This is a genomic window from Alteribacter lacisalsi (assembly GCF_003226345.1).
Taxonomy (GTDB): domain Bacteria; phylum Bacillota; class Bacilli; order Bacillales; family Salisediminibacteriaceae; genus Alteribacter; species Alteribacter lacisalsi.
In genome coordinates this window covers 847,267-866,424 of the sequence record NZ_PDOF01000001.1, presented here as the reverse complement: position 1 = coordinate 866,424, position 19,158 = coordinate 847,267, and the positions used below count along the sequence as shown (strand labels likewise).

Below are 19,158 nucleotides of genomic sequence, written 5' to 3'. Positions count from 1 at the left end.
TCTATTGTACTGAGGGAAAGCTGTGTGTCTATAGTACTTGAGTCGTTTTATCGTAAATTCCGGATGTTTCAGCTTTCCACAGCTTACAAGTCCTTTCGGAATGCCTTGCTAGCGCCAGTTGAGGAGTGGTATACTATCCCTCAATGATACCAGAGATTAGAGGGAACATCCTATGAGAAAACAGTTTGCCATCATCGGCATGGGGCGTTTTGGTTCTAGTATGTGTAAAGAACTCCACCGTATGAATCATGAAGTTCTTGCTATAGATAAAGATGAAACGAAACTGAACGCAGTAAAAGCCTATGCCACCCACACCGTTACTGCAGATGCAACCGATGAACAGGTCCTTATTGACGCCGGGATCCGGAATTTTGACCATGCGATTGTTGCAATCGGAGAAGATATTCAGGCGAGCATCCTGTGCACCCTTCACCTGAAGGACTTTGACATCAATCAGGTATGGGTAAAAGCGCAGAATGACTACCACCATAAAGTGCTGGATAAGATCGGCGCCGACAGAGTATTCCATCCGGAGTCGGATATGGGACAGCGGATTGCGGAGTATCTTACGTCCGAAAAAGTGATCGACTATATCGATCTGTCCGATGAATACAGTATCATTGAAACGCTTGCCACGCCCAAGGTCAAGGGAAAGTCACTTGCTGACCTTGATATCCGCGCGCGGTTTGGATGCACGATCATCGCCATTAAGCAGAAAAACAAGGTGGATGTGACGCCTCATCCCGAGGATACGCTGAATCCAGGTGATCTCCTCGTTGTGATTGGTCACAAAAATGACCTCCGTCGTTTTCAGAAGGAAGCATTATAAAATCAGAAAGAGGCTGCACCAAATCAGGTGACAGCCTCTTTTCTTACGATTTTTTTGGAAGGCTCTTTTTATTAGGCTGTTTTCGGATAGATTGTTGTTTTCTGAGCTGCAGGCCGACGTTTTCCGCGGGCAACGCCTCAGCCTCCTCGGGAGCTTTTCTGCTTCTTCCTCTTCCAGTCCAGCTCCGAGGTAAATGCGTCGAAGCAACTCGCAGCCTATTCCTCGTTGTTGCTTTTCCCGCAGGAGTCGCGGCCTTTCGCTGCGAAATTAAAGCTAGCTAAAGCAACAATCTTTACGAAAATAGCTTTTTATTATGCACCAGGCGGACGCTTTCGTACTGTCTCCGGGCTGATCAAAGGATAAGTGCCCCTATGAACGCGGTGCCATTCATGACCACATGTGCCATAATATGAGCCACCATAGCTGTTTCCAGACCTTTTTTCCAGTAAAGCCAGCCGAATATCACGCCAGCTGCTCCATTAAGAAGAAGCATCCTTATAAAAACCACCGGTGTTATATCCGTGACCGCTGCAGTGGCACCAAAATGGCCGATCGCAAATATTAAGGAGGAGACGAGAATGGCAGTCCAGAATGCTGCGCCTCCGGGCTCGTTCTTTTTCCTCTGAAAAACCTTCCAGAAAAGCCAGACGAGAAGTGTCATGAGCCCCCAGCGCATCATCAGTTCTTCCACAACTCCGCCATAAAAAAAGGCCATCAGAATATGAGAGATCCCCGGCATTTCCCCGGTGGCCAAAAGTTCCGGAGGGAGCCAGGAACGAAACACAAGATCTGCCGCTACAATAATCGCCCCTGCTGCGACCCCGCCAACGATACCTGCTTTTACGGTAGGCAGGAACGAGGAGAGGAAAGGTTTCCTTAACCGGTCCCATTCGTAGGTAAAAGATCTCAGCCCTGTCTTTCTCACTGTGAGATGACCAAGAGTAATCGCAATTAGTGCCAGGACAAACGGGTTAATCAGGGAGAGCCATGCCAGCACCTCAGTCGAAATAGCCACATCCAGGTTCAATTCACGGATTTGTACCTCAACGGCTTCTGCCATCATGGGGTAGAGTGTGAGTGTCCCGGCAGCAGCGATGGCAAGGAATATAAGGTATGACCGCCACGGTTTTCTGCTTTTTTCATTATGATTTTGTTTAGTCTGATCTTTCAGCACACTCATAAGTCATTTCCCCCTCTTTGAGCTGAACTGCTTCTTGGTAACCTTTTATTCATCTATTACTTTTACGTCCAAACCTCATTATGGTTTCAAAAATAAATTGTACTAGCCCCCCCTGCTAAGGCATACAGATTTGTAAGACCCCAATTTTGGAATGGAGGTGAACGTTCTGTGCATGCTGTTGAACTGAAAGGCGTAATGAAAAGGTTTTCAAATGGGACTGAGCTGACAACTGTATTTACCGAGGCTGATTTAACGGTTACAAAAGGAGAAATTGTAGTGGTTCAGGGCGGCTGTAAAACTGGTAAAACAACCCTCCTGAATTTGATTGCAGCAATGACACCGGCAAATAAAGGGTCAGTCCTGGTTTTTGGGACAAACTTGCTTTCGCTCAGACACCGTCCGGATTGGCGTCTTGCAAATATAGCCTTTATTACAGATGATATGAGTCTGAACCCCTGCCTATCCCCCCTTCAAAATCTTCTAACGGGATTTCAGGAAGGAGAAAAGGGTTATGAAGAAGCTTCCTTAAGGGCTGCAGATGTCCTTTCGTCACTCGGTATTTCAAACAGGGACAGAGGGGAATGCCTTGAGGAACTGAGCCGGAAAGAGACATTCCTCACTTCGATTGCACGTGTCTTTATGAGCCGGAATCCTCTTGTACTTGCGGATGAACCGGAAAAAGTGCTTGCTGATGAAGAAGCCCATTCTGCAATGTCTTCCCTGATCCGTTTTGCCCGGAAGAACTCAATTACAGTCATCATCGCCAGCAACGACCGCCGGCTTAGCTGCCAGGCTGACCGGACACTGGTACTTAAGAATGGGAATGTCCTCTCTTATCAGAATAAAGATCCACTAAAACAGGCGGAATAAAACACAAAGAAGCTTCCCCCAAGCTTACTGCAAAGGAGAAGCTTCTTTGTTTTCCACTCCGAACATAAGACCAAATATCACATAAACGATGTATACAATCATTACAGCCGCTGTTCCGAGCAGGAAAAACAGGATCAGAAATTTATGGAACTTTTCCATCGGACCAGACTCCTCATCACTGAATCTTCACGCTCTCTATTATAGCGGGTAAACGGAGAATGTAAAACCTTCAGCGACTGAAATCCGCGCTCCTTTTTTACATGCTTGCAGTCTGATTCCTGTGATGCTTCAAAACAGCTTTGATAAACTCATCTTCTTTATCAGGAGCGGTGATTTCAAGTTTTCCATATATGCCGTAGGTTAACTCCACCTGCCTCGTTTTAAATGCAGGCGGCCATATATTGCTGTACCATTTTTTCTGGACAACTCTTGCACTTTTGACCTGATCAAGGGGTATCACCCATTTTACAAAACCGTAATAAACAGTGAGCGTCTTTCCTTCAATCATATGATATCCGCGGTGAAACACAGCGAGGACAAAAAGAAGTAAGGGCAGATCCACAAGCAGGACAACTCCAACAATCAGACGTTCGATTGGATCAGGAAGAAAAACGACCAATAGAATCTGTACCAGCAGTCCAACCCAGATAAGAAAGTAAACCCATCTTGCTTTATGTATGTCATAAATCATAAAAACATCTCGCTTCCCTCAAGATATTTTATCCACCTATATTGAAAGGTCCTGTAATGAAAAAAGCGATGGCGGAAAATCCAAGCACCAGAAGCATACATGTAGCACTCTGCCGGTAAAATGTCCGTTCGCCCCGCTGTTCCCGCATTTTGAGGAGAAACTCTTCTTCTGCAGCTTTATAGTCATAGGCTGTTTTATTCTTTGTAAACTGAAGTAATGCATTTTGTGAAAAGTTATCATTAAGAACGGATTTAGAGAACCTGACTGTAAGCTTTGAATTGGATGCGCTGTGAGTAAATGTAACCTTCTTTCCTTCGTTTTCCTTTTCGGAATCATCAAAAGGCAGGTACCCTTCCCTGATCAGGTCATCTATAGTGTCGAGCGTTTCCCTGACAGGACCGTTCTTCACTTGAATGACTTTCCGGTAATAGCCAGAAACAACAATAATGATACTGGTAACGATCACGGTTGTCGCCAGAAAGAAAAAGCTCTCGAACAAATAGGACGAAAATACAAGCAGTGATCCAGTCTGGCTCACCAGGGTAACAGGCTCCCCTTTTGTAAAGACGCCTCTGGTTTTCCACGCAAACGTTCTTTCGTAGAGAAACAGCCCCAGGCAGACAAGCCCGATGACGTTCCAGAATATTTGTTCCATGTGCATCCTCCTTCCTGTCTTGTTTATTTTTCTACGCACAAGACTGGAAAAGGTTTCAGGATATTCCATTTTGAGGTCATCCGCCTAAGCAGGCCGCCCGGATTTGCATATAGTAATTATGGAATCTCTGGTTGAGGTGATAAGGATGAAGGAACCCAATAAAAATCAGAACGTACCCAAACCTATTCATGAACAGCCATTTGGCGATATTTTAAGTTCACTTGACGGCTTTTTTCACGAAACAATGGAAAAAATCAGCATCCCCCGGTCCATTCAGGTATACGAGTATGAGACAAAAAAAGAGTACATTATTGAGGCAGAGCTGCCAGGAATCAGAAAAAGCCAGGTTTCACTTGATGTGTATCACAACTACATCCGAATTTCAGTCAACAGCCGTCAGGAAGCAGAAGCAAGGGATGACAAAAACGGCTTCTGGTCAAGAAGCCGGCAGTTTCAGCGGGCGGAACGTACGATTACGCTTCCTTTTTATGTTGATGAAAAAGAAGTCAAAGCTGCTCTTAAAGACGGTCTTCTTGTAATCCGCATCCCTTACCGGCGCAAGCGGATTCAGGTTGAATAAGGAGGGATAAGTATGTATCAGGACCATTCAAGATGGCAGACACACCCTCAGTATTTTCAGCAATCATCAAACCTCCAGCAGAGCTGGCCATCTTACTCCCAGCAGCTTTCATTCAACGGCTACTATCCACAGCAGAGCTGGCAGCCTCAATCTTATCCGCAGCAGGCCGGATATCAAGGTGGATACCAGCAGGGCGGTTACCATGGTGGATTGAACCAGCCATACGAGGGGTATTACCCCGGCTATTATCCCGGTCAGCAGCAGAAAAATGGCGGACTGCTCGCTGCCTTTCAGACAAAAGACGGGAAGTTTGATTACAACAAGGCATTCGTAACTGTTGATCAGGTTATGAAGACAGCCAGCCAGATCGGCCCCTTATTTAAACAGGTAGGCAGTTTTTTTACGATGCTTTCACCGTAAAAGCCCGGAAGCCCGCCGCTTCCGGCTTTTTTACTGTGTCAGAATGCCTGTCAGTATAACCAGTGCCGTCATTATAATAACAATTGCCACTCCCCACAGCATCCACTTCTGTTCTTTCATATACATAACCGCCCTTCTTCTTGATTCGTCCTTATTTTACCATTGTCTAAAACGTTTTTCGAACACGCCAGATTGACAAAATGGATAGCAAAAGGTAAAATGACTGATAGTCAGTCATTGATGAGGTGAGCAGTGTGGAGAGAAAAGACGGCAAATATAATCAGATACTGGATGCTGCCATGAAGGTTCTTTCGGAAGGTGGATTTGAAAAAACGCCTGTTTCAAGAATTGTAAAAGAAGCTGGTGTGGCACAGGGCACATTCTATTTATATTTTTCATCAAAAAGTGAAGTGGTTCCTGCCATTGCCGAACGCATTTTCAATGAACAGATGGCTGCTATTTCCGAAAGTGACAGGAACTCTGCCACTTTTGCGGATACACTCAAAGTTATGATTGTTGAAACATTCAGGATTACCAGACGGTACAGAAACGTGATCATTTTCTGCTACTCCGGTATGGCATTTTATCAGTCTTTTGACCGCTGGGAAAAAATATACAGGCCCTATTATAACTGGGTGCAGGAACGTCTGGACGCGGCGCTTGAACGCGGTGAATGTTCACCTGTTATTGATTCAGAGAGTCAGGTTAAGATGATGATCAGCACGATTGAGAATACAGCAGAAAACTACTTCTTCTCCCATTCAGACAGCAGTGATAAAACAGTGGAGGATCTGAAGAAGAACGTGTTTGCTTTTTTAAACAAAACAATTTAGAGCTTTCTCTTTAAAAGAGAAGCTTTTTCTAATCAACACAATGACTGATAGTCAGTCACAAAAACCCTGGAGAGTGAAAACATGCTTAAATCAAAAGAAGACCGTCTGTTGTTCTTATCTGTAGTCGGTGCCCTTCTTTTTTCCATTATCGGTCTTGTATGGGGCTTTGCAGCAAATTCCCGGATGATATTATTTGACGGGGTTTATTCCCTGATCAGCGTTGCCCTGTCACTGATGACGTTTATGGCGGCACAATTCATCAAGAAACGGGATGACCGGCGTTTCCCATACGGGAAACTGATGATAGAACCCATTGTCATTTTTATTAAGTACGGTATTATCGCTTTACTCGTTCTCTTTGCTGCTGTGTTTGCTGTGTCAGATATCGCAGCCGGAGGCAGAGATGTGACGCTCGGCTCAGCACTTGCCTACTCGCTGCTGTCAACGGCCGCCTGTTTTTCTTATGTATACTATATACAGGTTAAAAACAGACAGGCCATGACCAATTTTGTAAAAGCCGAAATGAATCAGTGGCTCATGGACGGCTACCTCAGCCTCGGTGTTTTTGCCGGGTTTCTGATTGCCCTTGTGCTGAACGGTTCACGCTTTGCCTATGCCGTTCCGTTTGTGGATCCGGTTCTCGTTCTGATAGTTTCTGTCCTTTTCCTCCGGGTTCCTCTGTTGTACATGCATCAGAGTCTCAAGGAAATCATCGGCATGGCCTATACAGATGAAACGGCAGGAAAAGTGAAAGCTGTTGTCCGTAAAACCGAAAACCGGTACGGGATGAAGGAGTCTTTTACGCGAATTACGAAGGCAGGAAGCGGCGTTTACATTGACATTGATTTTGTGATCTCCCCGACTTCTTCTGCTGCAGATGTTAGAAGTCAGGACCAGCTTCGTGAAGAACTCTATCTTGAACTCACGGCTCTTCATGATGAGCCGTGGCTAACCATCACCTTTACAACAGACCGCAAGTGGGCACTTTAGAAGGCGCAGTAAATCATCTATGGTAAACTGAATCTAAACCTGACCAGATGGAGTGATTCGACTTGAACACGACGATTGAGACTCTTCTTGCCCACCGGTCGGTGCGGCACTTTACCGAAGAAAAACTTACAGACGAGCAGATCGAAACGATTGTGGCGTGTGCCCAAATGGCTTCAACATCAAGCTTTATCCAGGCTTATTCCATTATCGGTGTTAAAAATCCCGATACAAAAGCCCGCCTTGCACAGCTTGCAGGTAATCAGCCGTATGTGGAGGCAAACGGTCACTTTTTTGTGTTCTGTGCTGATCTGCACCGTCATGAAACAGCAGGGGAAATGGAACAGACGAATGTGAGCCCGTCTCTTGAAAGCACGGAGAAATTTCTCGTTGCCGCGGTGGATGCTGCTTTAGCCGCACAGAATGCGTCAATTGCTGCGGAATCTATGGGACTGGGCATCTGTTACATCGGCGGCCTGCGCAATAATATTGAAGAAGTAGGGGAAGTGCTTGGTCTTCCGGACCGGGTCGTCCCACTCTTCGGTCTTGCGGTCGGTGAGCCAGCACAAGAGACTGCTGTAAAACCACGGCTTCCCCTTTCAAACGTGTATCACCAGGAGAAGTATGAGAAGAACCATGATTTGTTTAAGAAAGGCCTTGATGAATACAATTCCACTATTTCCGCCTATTACAGCGGCAGGACCGGCGGAAAGCGCACTGACCGCTGGACTGAGCAGATGAGCGGTATGCTGAAGGAGCCGAAACGGATGCACATGAAGCCTTATCTCGAGAAAAAAGGTTTTATGAAAAGCTAGTGGCCCGGCGCCGGCTGGTTCCTCTTCCAGTCCAGCTCCGTCGACGCAACTCGCAGCCTATTCGTGATGTAGTTGTTCGTTGTTGCTTTTCCCGCAGGAGTTGCGGCCTTTCGCTGCGAAATTAATGCTAGTCAATAGCCACAATCTTTACGAAAAGAGCTAACCTAAATAAGAACAGAAAAACGAGCAAGCTGCTCCTGCGGTACACAAACAAAGGGCCTGGGAATCTGAAGTCGACCCCCGGGCCCTTTTTGTTATGAAAGAAGCAGGTAAACAAGAACACCGGCCGCAACAATTCCTGATCCTGTCATGATCAGCGACTGCCTTTTTTCCCTGTTCGGATCGTGTTCGCTCATCCTTCCCCGCCTCCAAGTAGACCTTTTTTTTCTTCTCTTAACACTTTAACAGTCTGATCGAGCGTGTGAGCAGCAAATATCCCGCTGTATTTGCGGTTCCAGCCTGCTTTTTTCAGTAGATCCCGTACAGGTCCTTTCACCTCAGTCACGTAGATGTCCATTCCCTCTTCCATCTGATCGTCAATCCAGCGCTCCAGCTGGTCAATAGCAACTGCATCCATATCGTTTACACCGGAAAAATCAAAGATAATGGTGTCCACACTCTTTTCCTCCAGTATAAATCTTCGGAGCCTTTCCTCTATATACCCCATATTTGCAAAGTAAACCGGAGCATCAATGCGTACCATCAGCGTACTCTTATCAGTTACGGCCTCCGGGAATCGCTCAAGGTTACGGTACGCACCAATCTCCTCCACCCAGCCGAGGCGGGCCATATGCGGACTGCCGCTTCTGTAAATAAACGTAAGAAGGGAAAATAGAATACCGATCGCAATACCCGCCTCTATTCCAATCACCAGAGTAGCAGTAAAGGTAATCAGAAATACGGCACCGTCAATCCGCTTAATCTTCCACAGGTGGCGAAACTCCCTGAAATCAATCAGGGCATAAACCGCAACGAAAATAATGGACGCAAGTACAGCCTGAGGGAGATAGTAAAACCAGGAAGTGAAAAATAACAGTGTCAGAACGATAAAGACTGCATTAATAATCGTTGCAAGCCCGGATTTAGCTCCTGCCGAATAGTTTACAGCGGACCGGGAAAAACCACCTGTAACTGGAAATCCGGAAAACAATCCCGCACCGGCATTCGAAATGCCGAGCGCCCTCAGTTCCTGATCCGGTCCGATTGGATAGCGTTCTTTTCCTGCGATGACCTTTGCCATGGCGTAAGATTCAACGAAACCAATAATGGCAATTGTAACAGCTACAGGCAGCAAGGTCTGCATGACACTCAGATCAAGAAGCGGGATCGAAAATGAGGGCAGCCCCGCCGGAATGTCTCCCACAATGCTTACACCCTTATTATCCAGTCCGGCACCCCAGACAAACAGGATTGATAAAACAACCACAGCAAGCGGGCCTGGAATTTGAGGTACATACTTCTTTAGAACGACGAGCATGACAATAGCCAAAACCCCGATTAACAAAGTGGTCAGGTGAATATTTCCTGCCTGCATGAATGCCTGATAGAGAATAATAAAAACATTTTTCGAATCCCCAAGATCTGTGCCAAGAAGATGCTTCAGCTGACTCAGCCCGATGATAATAGCGGCAGCAGATGTAAAGCCGCTGATAACGGCATGTGATATGAATTTTGTAATCGTTCCAATCCGCAACAGCCCCATTGTCAGCTGAAGGACCCCCGTCATCACTGCGAGAAGAATAACGTAGGAAATATACTCAGGAGAGCCAGGTTCAGCAAGTCCGGAAACACCAGTGAATACAAGAAGTGACACCATCGCTACAGGACCGACTGCAAGCTGGCGGGAAGTGCCGAGCAGAGCGTACAGGATCAGAGGCACCGTTGAAGCATAAAGTCCCATAACCGGTGGAAGCCCGGCGAGCATGGCGTACGCCATTCCCTGAGGAATCAGCATGATTGCTACGATCAGACCGGCATTTAAGTCTCCTTTGAGATCCGTTCGTAAATTATAGTTGTTTTTCAGCTGGTTAAATAAAGGAAACCAGTTTCCCATATCCTTTCCTCCTTTCAAGCAGGAAGAGGGACCCCGGTGCGAGGTCCCCCTTTTAAACTGTCCGTTTCTAATTTTCTTGTCATAATCAGGATTTTTTAAACCAGAATTTCAAAACCCCGTCCTCTTCAGTGTTTTGAAGAAGTTCATGACCTGAGGATTTTCCCCATGCAGGAAGATCTGCTTTGGCACCTTTATCGGTTACGTGCACTTCCAGGATGTCACCTTCATTAAGGGTATCCATTTCCTTTTTCACCTTTACTACAGGCATTGGGCATGCAAGCCCTTTAACGTCGAGTACTTTAGTTGAATCCATTTAATATCTCTCCTTATTTAAGTGGTTTAGGAATAAATATCCAGTAATGGTTTGGTTTAGCTGACTGCGCAGCGGTTAGGTCCTGTTTCCATATCTGCCTGTTCTTCTTCTGACGGAGCGATTTTCCCCATATTCGTCTGACGAATTTCCTGATACGCGTTCGGTTGCGGCGGAAGATTTTCCGAGACCGTTTTACGGAAATTTTCTTCGTCCTGAATATTTAAGCCGCTGTTTTTTTCAAAGAGCACACCAAGCTTTTCAGTCACGCGGCCGTATTGGTCCATTTCACTGTGCTTTGCATAGTGGGCAGGCAGAACATACAGATCATCACTGAGTTCCGCATAAACACGATACAGCGAATCACGGAGATCAGCGACCCAGTCTTCCGCTTTTCCGGCAAGATCCGGACGTCCGATTGAATCGATAAACAGAATGTCACCTGAAATCAAATACTGATCATCAATCACCATGGACGTACTTCCGATCGTATGGCCCGGAGAGTATACGGGGTGAATGGCTACTTTCGTCTGTCCTACTGTAATATCACGGCCGTCTTCAAGGGCTTCATAGTGGAACGTAACTTTTTCCGCGTCTTTCGGCGGCAGCCAGTAGGAAGCACCTGTCATATCACGGAGTTTCCGTCCGCCGGAAATATGATCGGCATGGAGGTGAGTATCAATGACATGGGTCAGCTTGAGGCCTTTTTCCTTTACGAAGTTTTCGTAAGGCTCTGTCATCCTGCTGGAATCAATAAGTGCTGCTTCCCCGTCAGATACAATCATATAGGAAAGGCAGCCTTTACCGATCCGGACAAACTGGTAAAGTTCTCCTCCATCTTCCAGGTCACCGATTTTAACCGGCTCAAGGTGCTCACTCCATGCCCGCATGCCGCCGGAAAGGTAAAACAGCTCTTGACCTGTTGCCTCAGCGATCATTTCCCCTACAAAGATCGAGGATTTCTCTTTGGCACATACGACGACGACAGGCATATCCTGAGGCAGTTCCTCCAGAATCTCCTCTACACCGTCCATCAGGTCAAAGTAAGGGCGGTTCAGAATGCTTACTCCTTCTCCTTCGATCTTCCAATCATCAAAAGCTTCTTTTGCACGCACATCGAGAACAAATACTTCTTTATCACGGTCAATCACATAACTGGTTAGTTCTTTTGCCGACATTGGTTTAAGACTCATCAATATTCCCTCCATTTTTATAGAAAATCAGTTCTTTTACGTTCTCTTCCGGCAGTGTCAGCTGTTACTGGTCGGTTTCTGTCTTTCCTGTCCACTCGCTCATTCCCGGCTTAACATTTGAGACATTTCCGAATCCTTCTTCTTTAAGAACGCGGGCAGCCATGCCGCTGCGGTTACCGGTGCGGCAGATCACAAAGATCCGCTCATTTTTGTCCAGTTCCGAGGTTCTTTTTTCCAGCTCTCCAAGAGGGATGGAAACAGCCCCGGGAATTCTGTTAAAGGCATACTCTGCAGGCTCTCTTACATCCACGAGCGTATAGGAGTCCCCGCTGTTTACGGCACTTTCAAGTTCATCATTTGTGATTTCCGGTTCAAAACCATTATCTTCTTTGACTTCATCAGGATTGGCTTTACGAATATAGTGAACGAGCACGTCCCCCTCTTCTTTTGTGCCGAGGTATTCATGTCCTGTGTTTTTCGCCCATCCCTTCATATCTGCAAGGGACCCTTTATCGGTTGCCTGAATTTCCAGAACGGCTCCAGGTGTCAACTGGTCAATTTCTTTTTTCGTCTTTACAATCGGCATTGGACACGCAAGTCCTTTTGCATCAAGAATGTGATCTGCTTTAATCATTTCATTACCTCCTGTATACCCTAGTGGGTATATTAGTTTGTAAAAATTTTTAGCTGAAATCTAGCGGCTCCGCACAAGCATTTTTACCGCTTCTTCAATTAAAACCTCGCGCTCTCCATCTGTATCAGTTTCTTCCTGGAGACAGGTTTCAAGGTTTTTAGCCACCACATAGGCCGTAGCGCGATCGACCGCAGAACGGACAGCAGCCATCTGAGTAATAATGGATTTACAGTCTTTTTCTTCTTCCATCATTTGAAGCACACCGCGGATCTGCCCTTCCGCTCTTTTGATCCGGTTCTTCATTTCTTTTGAATATTCCATCGTGTGCTCACCTCCAATTTCTGAATTCGCAAGTCATAAGGGGGGCACTTCCCGGAAGAAGAGCCGCACCCGATTCTTTTATTGCCATTAGATAAACAGGTTAATGTTGGAATCTTCCGCTTCAGACAGGTAAGACGCGACCCCGGCATATTCAAGACCGTCGATCAGCTCTTCTTTCTGAAGGCCCATCACGTCCATCGACATGGTACACGCGACAAGTTTTACATCCATTTCCTGAGCCAGTTCAATTAGTTCTGGAAGCGTGGTTACGTTATGCTGTTTCATCATTTTCTTCATCAGCTTCGAACCTGCGCCTCCGAAGTTCATTTTGGAAAGACCGAGTTTTTCCGGACCCCGCGGCATCATTCTGCCAAACATCTTCTCAAGGAAGTTTTTGTTTTTCACGTTCACGGCTTCGTCTTTTCTAAGAACATTCAGCCCCCAGAATGTAAAGAACATTGTTACCTGTTTCCCCATTGCCGCTGCTCCTGTGGCAATGATGAAACTCGCCATTGCCTTATCGAGATCTCCATCAAAAACGACCATTGTTGCATTGTTTTTAGGATTGTTTTCCATTTTTATTTTCCCCTTTCATTTCACATATACCCCAATAGGTATATCGCTTACAGTCTTATGGTATACCCCTATGGGTATAATGTCAACAGTTTTTTCAATTTTTTTGACCTTTTCGTAACGCTGCCTTGAAAATGATTAAACAGATGCATCCATTCACTATTGCGAACACAGCCTTTATTTATTACTTTTATTTATTACTTTGTCTGCCATTAATACCCCAACGTGTATAAGGGGGATGATTGGCATTTTATACCCCTGGTGGTATAATGTCAACCGGATGATATGCTTATAGCTGTCTTAATAGATAAGTCTCTTTCATCAAATTTTCATATTCGACTGTTAGTATTAAAAACGAAAGGATGTTTACTATGTACAACGCTGTTCAGTTGGGACAGATTATTATTCCGTACTGGATGATTTACATAGGGTTATCGCTGTCAGCTGCATTTTTGTATTTGAAATTCTTCTCACCATTTAAAGGGAAAGATGGACGAAATGTCAGAGATAAAACCGCAAACATGATTATCCTGTTTGCGGTGGTTTTTCAGTTCGGATCTGCCCTGTATAACCTTCCACTTCTCATTCGTGATCCATTAGCCGTTCTCAGCTATCCGAGCGGTACAAAGGAGTTTTATACAGGCCTCGCAGTTGTCATTGTTTATGCTCTTTATATGCACAGAAAGAAACTGATGAGCCTCCATCATACTTTTTCAGGATTATTTTTTGTGCTGATTACGGCAGATTTTCTTTTTTCCTTTTTAACAGGGCGTTCGGGAGAAGAGCTGAGCAGTGGTCTATTTCCATTCGTTTCTCATCATCCTCTGAGTCTTTACACGATGATTCTGTCAGCAGGAATCCTCGTTCTGATCTCAAAAAACGCCATTCGGATCAGACACGCTGCCTTGATCTTTGCGCTGGGGAAATGGGGAATCAGTCTATTCGATTCCTCTGATATGTTTTTTCATCTATATGGTATGAACAGCTTTTACATCCTCCTTGCAGCAGCTGCACTGCTGCTGACTGCCTCAGATCTTACCAGAAAAGAAAGCGGGTAATTTTCAATGGAAGAATTCACGAACATTACAATTTGGGCAGCCTTTGCCGCGGGCTTCATTTCCTTTATATCTCCCTGCACCCTCCCCTTGTTTCCAGCTTATCTATCGTATATCACCGGGGTCAGTGTAAAAGAAATTGAAGCACGACAAGACTTCAGGCTTCGCCGCAAGCTTCTGACGCACAGCTTTTTTTTCCTTCTCGGTGCTTCATCTATTTTTTTTGCACTGGGAATAAGCGCTACTTACTTCGGCCAATTCCTGCAGGAACTGATTTTCGGGCAGACTGGTGATCTTATTCAAAGGCTGGCAGGTATTTTTATAATCTTTATGGGTCTGGTTGTTGCAGGTGTGATTCAAAGCCGCTTTCTTATGAAGGAAAAACGTCTGGCTGTAATCAAAAAACCTGCGGGCTATGCAGGTACGACATTCGTTGGCGTTGGTTTTGCAGCAGGCTGGACCCCCTGCATTGGTCCGATTTTTGCTTCTGTTCTGCTCCTTGCTGCAAGCCAGCCTGCTCTTGGCCTGGCCTATACAGCCGCATACATTGCCGGATTTACCATCCCTTTTTTTGTGCTCACCTTTTTCATTGGGTCGGCAAAGTGGATCGTTAAATACAGTTCACCAATAATGAAAGGCGGAGGAGCTTTAATGGTGCTAATGGGCGTACTGCTTTTTACCGGTCAACTTACGGAAATCTCCATTTTTATTCTCCGGCTTATCGAAGGAACACCTTTTGAGAACCTTGGCTAAATGAAAGGATGGTTGAAAATGAAAAAAGCAATCCTGATTCTGTCTTTTTCAGCACTGATTGGATGGACAGTGTATGATACAGTTGAATGGCAGAGTGAAAATGAGGAAACATCGGTGGAATCAGAAGACCAGTTTGAAGTGGAACAGGAGTCCATCAGTACAGATCCGGAAGAAGAATCCGGAGATGCTGATCCGGATGATAAGAGCGTAACCGGCCTTCAGCCGGGAAACATGGCACCTGACTTCACACTTGAAACGCTGAGCGGAGAGAAGATCAGTCTCTCTGATTACCGCGGTGAAAAAGTAATGGTGAATTTCTGGGCTACCTGGTGCCCGCCATGCAGAGCAGAGATGCCGGATATGGAAGAGATTTATTCAGAAATGGATGTTGAAATTCTGGCAGTTAACCTGACAGAAACGGAACCGGACATCAGCCACGTTCAGTCATTCAGTGAAGATTTCAGTTTATCTTTTCCTATTTTACTGGACGAAAGCATCGAAGTTGCCGGCCTTTACAACATTCAGCCTATTCCCACCTCTTACTTTGTCGATTCGGAAGGTAAAATCCACAGTGCTTCCTTCGGACCGATGAATCATGAAATGATCCGGGAACGGTTTAATCAGATGAATTAGGTTCTGGTAATTACGGATACGAAGGTGATGACAATGAAACAGCATGTGCTGGTAGTGGAAGACAATGAGCGAATCTGTTACCTGGTGTGTACGTATCTAAAAAAATACGGTTACGATGTGGCTGCCGCTTCAGGCGCCGAAGAAGCCAAGGACACGTTCCTGTCATTTTCACCATGCCTTGTCATTCTTGATCTGAAGCTTGCTGACGGCAGTGGAGAAGAGCTTTGTACGTGGATCCGTGCCCAGGAAAGAAATGAAGTTTCAATCATTATGCTGACAGCTAAATCGAGCAGCACTGAAAAGATACATGGACTTAAGCTGGGAGCTGACGACTACGTCACAAAACCCTTCAGCCCGAAGGAACTGATGGCAAGAGTGCAAGCCGTTTTGAGACGGGGCGGTCAGTTCTGTCAGAAGATATGTCATTCTGGACTCGTCATAAAACCACGAAAAGGTCAGGTACTCCTTTACGGAAGACCCCTGAAATTGACAAAGCACGAATTTAATCTGCTCTATTATTTTATGGAAAATCCGGGACAGGTGCTGACCCGGGATCAGCTCGTGCACCAGATTCATCCCCATAATGGCCGCACGATCATGGACCGCACAATTGACGCTCACATAAAAAAACTGAGAGAAAAAATTGAGGATACTCCGGCCAGTCCCCAACGGATTTTAACTGTGAGGGGTATGGGTTATCAATTTCACTCTTAAATGAAGTAAAAGAAGCGTCCCTGAGCAGGGGACGCTTCTTACATTTGGCTCTGTTAAAGTCTGTTGTTGATTTCCGCTCACTGCGCTCCCTTTCCGCGGGCACCGCTTCAGCCTCCTCAGGGAGAACGCCCTGCGTGGTCTTCAGCCGGCGCTGTTCCCGCAGGAGTGTCGCGCGTTCGCTTCAATCAATGATAGAAATTAACATAAGCTTTAACAGAGCTTTACAGGATATAACCGTATACGACCTGTTTAACTTTATCAGTGAGATTACTACCCCGGTATTGACCGATCCGCATTTACATACCCTGCACCGTACACATTCCGGTCTTTATCACGCCACTGATCGGTTCCTTCCATAAGCGCGGTTTTAACCTCGTCCGGTGTAAGTTCCGGGTTTTGCTGAAGCATGAGTGCCACAATTCCTGCTACGATCGGCGTTGCCATGGATGTTCCTGAGAGTGCGACATAATCGCTCCCTACTCTTGCCTGCTTCTGCAGTTTGTCGAGATACGAGCCTGGTGACCGCAGGGAAACAATACTCACTCCGGGCGCCAGAATATCCGGTTTGATTTGGCCATACACAGTCGGCCCCCTGCTTGAAAATTCAGCCACTTCATCATCGTCACGATTGATTGTGTCCTGATCGTCAAGCGCCCCTACCGTGAGAATGGTGCTGCTCACACCAGGGCTGGCAATCGTCTGTTCCCCAGGACCTTCATTCCCCGCAGCAGCGCACACGACGATCCCATTTCTCCAGGCAACGTTCACCATCCGGATAATTGGATCATCTTCTTCCGTGTCGAAACGCTGAGCTCTGCTTCCAAGCGAGAGATTGATTACGTGAATTGGACGGTGCGGGAATTCTTCATTATACTGCAAACACCATTCGATTCCTTCCATGACCGTTTCCATTGAGCCTGCCCCTATTTTATCCAGGACTTTAACACCGATAATGCTGGCTTCGGGAGCCGGGCCTTTATACCTGCCGTCAGAAGACACCCCATTTGCAGCTGCATCACCTGCACAATGAGTACCGTGTCCATTGTCGTCGTATGGCTCTGCCTCGTTATGAATAAAATCCTTAAATGCCGTGATTCTTCCTTCAAGATCCTTATGAGGGTCCACTCCCGTGTCAAGAATGGCAATCGTTACGCCCTTTCCTGTCAGGCGGGTGCTGTTTCGGATCAGATCGAATGCTCCGGAAGCAGGCACTGCCGTATCCAGAAGGGCATGCATCTGCCTGTTCAGATGAATTTTTCTCAGCTTTGTACACCTGGTAAGAAGCTGTTCGAGTGCTTCAGGCGTTACCTCTGCACTGCAGCAGGAGATACGGCTGAACGTCGTTTTCACCCCGCATCTGAGATAAGGTGATAAAATCGCCGAAGCCTGATCGACTGCTTCAAGGCAGTGTCCGTCTTCAAATTCAAGAAGCACAGAGACAAGCTTCGTTTTACTGACCCATTTTTCATAGAGGGTATGAAAGAAACAGGGCACCCAGCGAAGAGGCTTATAGGCGTTCATAAGATGACTTTTAACTTGCTGGTCAACTTTTCCCCCGTGAGAGCGGAGAAGCCTGACCATACGGTAATGAAACATAAAACGTCCCTTCCTTTCACACAGTTTCTATAAACTATGTGAAAAAAAGAGACGGGTCACGGCAGTTATTCTATTAAAACGGAAATGTGTCTTCTTTGTAATCAATCCCCAGTTCCTCGTACCATAGATTTAAGCCGGTCCACAGGTTCTCACACCGGTCATAAACCTTGTGGGACGGGTGAAGCTCGCCTTCTAAAAGCAGCTCAAGCAGGCGTTCGTACCCGGAAGGCCTTGAAGGAAACTTCAGGGAATCTTCAAACATGCGGGCCCTGGTGCGGTAATACTTCCGATTGGCAAGTCCGATCAGTTTGGCTGTCTGAAACGCAAGATCTCTTGCAGCCATCGGCAGATACCGGTGGTTCCCTGATGCATAGTTATTTCTTATTTTCCCCATAGTCTCATAGGGCTCCCAGATCATAAATTCCCGCATAACAGCTTTAATTTCATCGTACGAAAGCTGCTCCGGTATTTGTCTCAGTTCAGCAAAAAAGTTCTCCGGATCATAAAGGGGCTTTACATGAATCCAGGCACCAGCTTTAATAGCCCAGCTGTCATCCACTGTTCCGGCTTTTCTCAGCAGCTCACTCTGTTCCGAACAACTGAGCTCAATCTTAAAATCCTCATATATGAATTCGTAATCAGGCAGTCGTTCTCCGTCCCTAGTGACAATGTGCATTTCAATATCCGAAAACGGTCCTTCTGTTTCCTGACCTACCGAGCCGTAAACGCCGGTTGCCGCAATTTTGCTCCCAAAGCTGTCGAGTAAGCGGTCATTGATTTCTGTAATCATATCATTTTTTTCTTTCCTTGTTGTTGCTGCTGGAAAGGAAAGACGCTCCCTCTGGCGCTTTTTTGGAACGGGCGTTTCAAGCCCCTTTCCTTCCAGACGAAAACTGAACTGCCGGTACTTGTCGGATTGAAGAATCTCATCAATAAACAGGCTTTTTCTGTCACGATATTCATCCATGTCCAGCCCTTCCGACGTCTGTTTCAACTCGTTATACTGCTGTGTAAATTCCGGATGAGTCTGAAAGAAGGCCGTAAGCTTCCAGAAGTGATCCACTTCTGAAGCGATCACGGTAAGCTGCACACCGAGGGGGAGTACTTCAGCCTCCTTCTCAAATGCACAGAAAAACGAACTCTGGAAACTCCCCTGATTGACTTTATAGATTTTTGCCAGTGCTTCGCGGGCCTCAGGAAAATCCTTCTGACTGACACGAACCTGAAGGTCCACGTCCCCTTTCGTCAATGATCCGGGAACGGCAGTACTTCCTATATGATATACAAGAGCAGCAGGCAGCACGCTTTTTATCAGCTTTTCGTGTCTTTTTGCAATTTCGTTCGCTTTTTCTCTGTATAAATGCTCTTCGGCAAAAGTAACGATATCAGGCATTTCTCTTTCCTCCTATACAAATCAGCAAATTTATATGTAAAGTACGCATATTGAATCATTAAAAAAGGCC

General features: G+C 46.0%; 23 protein-coding genes. 11 read left to right on the top strand and 12 right to left on the bottom strand.

Annotated elements, in window-relative coordinates; genetic code table 11:
• Positions 1 to 172: 172 nt before the first annotated feature.
• Positions 173 to 829 (top strand): potassium channel family protein, encoded by a 657-nt coding sequence (locus tag CR205_RS04235; protein WP_110517266.1) that lies wholly within the window; start codon positions 173 to 175, stop codon positions 827 to 829.
• Between the two features lie 352 nt (positions 830 to 1,181).
• Here the strand turns inward: CR205_RS04235 and CR205_RS04230 are convergent, their stop codons facing one another.
• On the bottom strand, positions 1,182 to 2,009 hold the full coding sequence (locus tag CR205_RS04230) for a CPBP family intramembrane glutamic endopeptidase (RefSeq protein ID WP_110517264.1): 828 nt from the start codon (positions 2,007 to 2,009) through the stop codon (positions 1,182 to 1,184).
• Between the two features lie 168 nt (positions 2,010 to 2,177).
• Here CR205_RS04230 and CR205_RS04225 point away from each other — a divergent pair, with 168 nt between their 5' ends.
• A complete protein-coding gene (locus CR205_RS04225; RefSeq protein ID WP_110517262.1) occupies positions 2,178 to 2,879 on the top strand; it encodes an ATP-binding cassette domain-containing protein in 702 nt (233 codons plus the stop codon).
• A 24-nt stretch (positions 2,880 to 2,903) separates the two neighbouring features.
• Here CR205_RS04225 and CR205_RS20665 read toward each other — a convergent pair whose 3' ends face one another.
• The 3 genes from CR205_RS20665 to CR205_RS04215 all read right to left on the bottom strand — a co-directional run bounded on the left by CR205_RS20665 (position 2,904) and on the right by CR205_RS04215 (position 4,225).
• Positions 2,904 to 3,038 carry a hypothetical protein gene (locus CR205_RS20665; protein ID WP_268877396.1) on the bottom strand — a complete coding sequence of 45 codons (135 nt, stop codon included), beginning with the start codon at positions 3,036 to 3,038 and terminating at the stop codon, positions 2,904 to 2,906.
• 97 nt (positions 3,039 to 3,135) lie between these two features.
• Complete coding sequence (locus CR205_RS04220) at positions 3,136 to 3,570, bottom strand: PH domain-containing protein (protein WP_110517260.1); 435 nt, start codon at positions 3,568 to 3,570, stop codon at positions 3,136 to 3,138.
• 28 nt (positions 3,571 to 3,598) lie between these two features.
• The gene (locus CR205_RS04215) at positions 3,599 to 4,225 is read right to left on the bottom strand and encodes a hypothetical protein (protein WP_110517258.1); all 627 of its coding nucleotides are present in this window, start codon (positions 4,223 to 4,225) and stop codon (positions 3,599 to 3,601) included.
• Between the two features lie 145 nt (positions 4,226 to 4,370).
• On the opposite strand from CR205_RS04215, the gene CR205_RS04210 reads away from it, so the two are divergent.
• The 5 genes from CR205_RS04210 (at position 4,371) to nfsA (ending at position 7,860) form a co-directional block, all read left to right on the top strand.
• Positions 4,371 to 4,805: an Hsp20/alpha crystallin family protein gene (locus CR205_RS04210; RefSeq protein ID WP_161524670.1), complete on the top strand. Its 435-nt coding sequence runs from the start codon at positions 4,371 to 4,373 to the stop codon at positions 4,803 to 4,805.
• Between the two features lie 12 nt (positions 4,806 to 4,817).
• A complete protein-coding gene (locus tag CR205_RS04205) occupies positions 4,818 to 5,225 on the top strand; it encodes a YppG family protein (RefSeq protein WP_110517254.1) in 408 nt (135 codons plus the stop codon).
• 254 nt (positions 5,226 to 5,479) lie between these two features.
• Positions 5,480 to 6,058, top strand: a complete 579-nt coding sequence (locus tag CR205_RS04200) for a TetR family transcriptional regulator (protein ID WP_110517252.1) — start codon at positions 5,480 to 5,482, stop codon at positions 6,056 to 6,058.
• A gap of 81 nt (positions 6,059 to 6,139) precedes the next feature.
• The gene (locus CR205_RS04195) at positions 6,140 to 7,048 is read left to right on the top strand and encodes a cation diffusion facilitator family transporter (protein ID WP_110517250.1); all 909 of its coding nucleotides are present in this window, start codon (positions 6,140 to 6,142) and stop codon (positions 7,046 to 7,048) included.
• 62 nt (positions 7,049 to 7,110) lie between these two features.
• Positions 7,111 to 7,860: an oxygen-insensitive NADPH nitroreductase gene (nfsA, locus tag CR205_RS04190; protein ID WP_110517248.1), complete on the top strand. Its 750-nt coding sequence runs from the start codon at positions 7,111 to 7,113 to the stop codon at positions 7,858 to 7,860.
• Positions 7,861 to 8,212: 352 nt separating this feature from the next.
• Here the strand turns inward: nfsA and CR205_RS04185 are convergent, their stop codons facing one another.
• The 6 genes from CR205_RS04185 to CR205_RS04160 form a co-directional block, all read right to left on the bottom strand.
• On the bottom strand, positions 8,213 to 9,913 hold the full coding sequence (locus tag CR205_RS04185) for a SulP family inorganic anion transporter (protein ID WP_110517246.1): 1,701 nt from the start codon (positions 9,911 to 9,913) through the stop codon (positions 8,213 to 8,215).
• 85 nt (positions 9,914 to 9,998) lie between these two features.
• A complete protein-coding gene (locus tag CR205_RS04180) occupies positions 9,999 to 10,226 on the bottom strand; it encodes a sulfurtransferase TusA family protein (RefSeq protein ID WP_110517244.1) in 228 nt (75 codons plus the stop codon).
• 56 nt (positions 10,227 to 10,282) lie between these two features.
• Positions 10,283 to 11,416 (bottom strand): MBL fold metallo-hydrolase, encoded by a 1,134-nt coding sequence (locus tag CR205_RS04175; protein WP_110517242.1) that lies wholly within the window; start codon positions 11,414 to 11,416, stop codon positions 10,283 to 10,285.
• A gap of 64 nt (positions 11,417 to 11,480) precedes the next feature.
• Positions 11,481 to 12,050 carry a sulfurtransferase TusA family protein gene (locus CR205_RS04170; protein WP_110517240.1) on the bottom strand — a complete coding sequence of 190 codons (570 nt, stop codon included), beginning with the start codon at positions 12,048 to 12,050 and terminating at the stop codon, positions 11,481 to 11,483.
• 60 nt (positions 12,051 to 12,110) lie between these two features.
• Positions 12,111 to 12,371, bottom strand: coding sequence for a metal-sensitive transcriptional regulator (locus tag CR205_RS04165; protein ID WP_110517238.1), 261 nt, complete (start codon positions 12,369 to 12,371; stop codon positions 12,111 to 12,113).
• A gap of 87 nt (positions 12,372 to 12,458) precedes the next feature.
• A complete protein-coding gene (locus tag CR205_RS04160) occupies positions 12,459 to 12,947 on the bottom strand; it encodes a DsrE/DsrF/DrsH-like family protein (RefSeq protein ID WP_110517236.1) in 489 nt (162 codons plus the stop codon).
• A 368-nt stretch (positions 12,948 to 13,315) separates the two neighbouring features.
• On the opposite strand from CR205_RS04160, the gene CR205_RS04155 reads away from it, so the two are divergent.
• From CR205_RS04155 to CR205_RS04140, 4 genes are read left to right on the top strand one after another with little or no spacing between them, the layout of a single operon-like run.
• The gene (locus CR205_RS04155; RefSeq protein ID WP_110517234.1) at positions 13,316 to 14,002 is read left to right on the top strand and encodes a hypothetical protein; all 687 of its coding nucleotides are present in this window, start codon (positions 13,316 to 13,318) and stop codon (positions 14,000 to 14,002) included.
• 6 nt (positions 14,003 to 14,008) lie between these two features.
• Positions 14,009 to 14,752: a cytochrome c biogenesis CcdA family protein gene (locus tag CR205_RS04150; protein ID WP_110517232.1), complete on the top strand. Its 744-nt coding sequence runs from the start codon at positions 14,009 to 14,011 to the stop codon at positions 14,750 to 14,752.
• 18 nt (positions 14,753 to 14,770) lie between these two features.
• Positions 14,771 to 15,385, top strand: coding sequence for a redoxin domain-containing protein (locus CR205_RS04145; RefSeq protein WP_110517230.1), 615 nt, complete (start codon positions 14,771 to 14,773; stop codon positions 15,383 to 15,385).
• Between the two features lie 33 nt (positions 15,386 to 15,418).
• Positions 15,419 to 16,099 carry a response regulator transcription factor gene (locus tag CR205_RS04140; protein ID WP_110517228.1) on the top strand — a complete coding sequence of 227 codons (681 nt, stop codon included), beginning with the start codon at positions 15,419 to 15,421 and terminating at the stop codon, positions 16,097 to 16,099.
• Positions 16,100 to 16,369: 270 nt separating this feature from the next.
• Here CR205_RS04140 and CR205_RS04135 read toward each other — a convergent pair whose 3' ends face one another.
• Both CR205_RS04135 and CR205_RS04130 read right to left on the bottom strand, forming a co-directional pair.
• On the bottom strand, positions 16,370 to 17,695 hold the full coding sequence (locus CR205_RS04135) for a S8 family peptidase (RefSeq protein ID WP_110517226.1): 1,326 nt from the start codon (positions 17,693 to 17,695) through the stop codon (positions 16,370 to 16,372).
• 73 nt (positions 17,696 to 17,768) lie between these two features.
• Positions 17,769 to 19,088 carry a kanamycin nucleotidyltransferase C-terminal domain-containing protein gene (locus CR205_RS04130; RefSeq protein WP_110517224.1) on the bottom strand — a complete coding sequence of 440 codons (1,320 nt, stop codon included), beginning with the start codon at positions 19,086 to 19,088 and terminating at the stop codon, positions 17,769 to 17,771.
• Positions 19,089 to 19,158 lie beyond the last annotated feature (70 nt).

What these genes read in the sequence shown, in the direction of transcription:
- CR205_RS04235 (WP_110517266.1), top strand. Translation starts at nt 173, where the DNA reads ATGAGAAAACAGTTTGCCATCATCGGCATGGGGCGTTTTGGTTCTAGT.
- CR205_RS04230 (WP_110517264.1), bottom strand. Translation starts at nt 2,009, where the DNA reads ATGAGTGTGCTGAAAGATCAGACTAAACAAAATCATAATGAAAAAAGC.
- CR205_RS20665 (WP_268877396.1), bottom strand. Translation starts at nt 3,038, where the DNA reads ATGGAAAAGTTCCATAAATTTCTGATCCTGTTTTTCCTGCTCGGAACA.
- CR205_RS04220 (WP_110517260.1), bottom strand. Translation starts at nt 3,570, where the DNA reads ATGATTTATGACATACATAAAGCAAGATGGGTTTACTTTCTTATCTGG.
- CR205_RS04215 (WP_110517258.1), bottom strand. Translation starts at nt 4,225, where the DNA reads ATGGAACAAATATTCTGGAACGTCATCGGGCTTGTCTGCCTGGGGCTG.
- CR205_RS04210 (WP_161524670.1), top strand. Translation starts at nt 4,371, where the DNA reads ATGAAGGAACCCAATAAAAATCAGAACGTACCCAAACCTATTCATGAA.
- CR205_RS04205 (WP_110517254.1), top strand. Translation starts at nt 4,818, where the DNA reads ATGTATCAGGACCATTCAAGATGGCAGACACACCCTCAGTATTTTCAG.
- CR205_RS04195 (WP_110517250.1), top strand. Translation starts at nt 6,140, where the DNA reads ATGCTTAAATCAAAAGAAGACCGTCTGTTGTTCTTATCTGTAGTCGGT.
- CR205_RS04185 (WP_110517246.1), bottom strand. Translation starts at nt 9,913, where the DNA reads ATGGGAAACTGGTTTCCTTTATTTAACCAGCTGAAAAACAACTATAAT.
- CR205_RS04180 (WP_110517244.1), bottom strand. Translation starts at nt 10,226, where the DNA reads ATGGATTCAACTAAAGTACTCGACGTTAAAGGGCTTGCATGCCCAATG.
- CR205_RS04175 (WP_110517242.1), bottom strand. Translation starts at nt 11,416, where the DNA reads ATGAGTCTTAAACCAATGTCGGCAAAAGAACTAACCAGTTATGTGATT.
- CR205_RS04170 (WP_110517240.1), bottom strand. Translation starts at nt 12,050, where the DNA reads ATGATTAAAGCAGATCACATTCTTGATGCAAAAGGACTTGCGTGTCCA.
- CR205_RS04165 (WP_110517238.1), bottom strand. Translation starts at nt 12,371, where the DNA reads ATGGAATATTCAAAAGAAATGAAGAACCGGATCAAAAGAGCGGAAGGG.
- CR205_RS04160 (WP_110517236.1), bottom strand. Translation starts at nt 12,947, where the DNA reads ATGGAAAACAATCCTAAAAACAATGCAACAATGGTCGTTTTTGATGGA.
- CR205_RS04155 (WP_110517234.1), top strand. Translation starts at nt 13,316, where the DNA reads ATGTACAACGCTGTTCAGTTGGGACAGATTATTATTCCGTACTGGATG.
- CR205_RS04150 (WP_110517232.1), top strand. Translation starts at nt 14,009, where the DNA reads ATGGAAGAATTCACGAACATTACAATTTGGGCAGCCTTTGCCGCGGGC.
- CR205_RS04145 (WP_110517230.1), top strand. Translation starts at nt 14,771, where the DNA reads ATGAAAAAAGCAATCCTGATTCTGTCTTTTTCAGCACTGATTGGATGG.
- CR205_RS04140 (WP_110517228.1), top strand. Translation starts at nt 15,419, where the DNA reads ATGAAACAGCATGTGCTGGTAGTGGAAGACAATGAGCGAATCTGTTAC.
- CR205_RS04135 (WP_110517226.1), bottom strand. Translation starts at nt 17,695, where the DNA reads ATGTTTCATTACCGTATGGTCAGGCTTCTCCGCTCTCACGGGGGAAAA.
- CR205_RS04130 (WP_110517224.1), bottom strand. Translation starts at nt 19,088, where the DNA reads ATGCCTGATATCGTTACTTTTGCCGAAGAGCATTTATACAGAGAAAAA.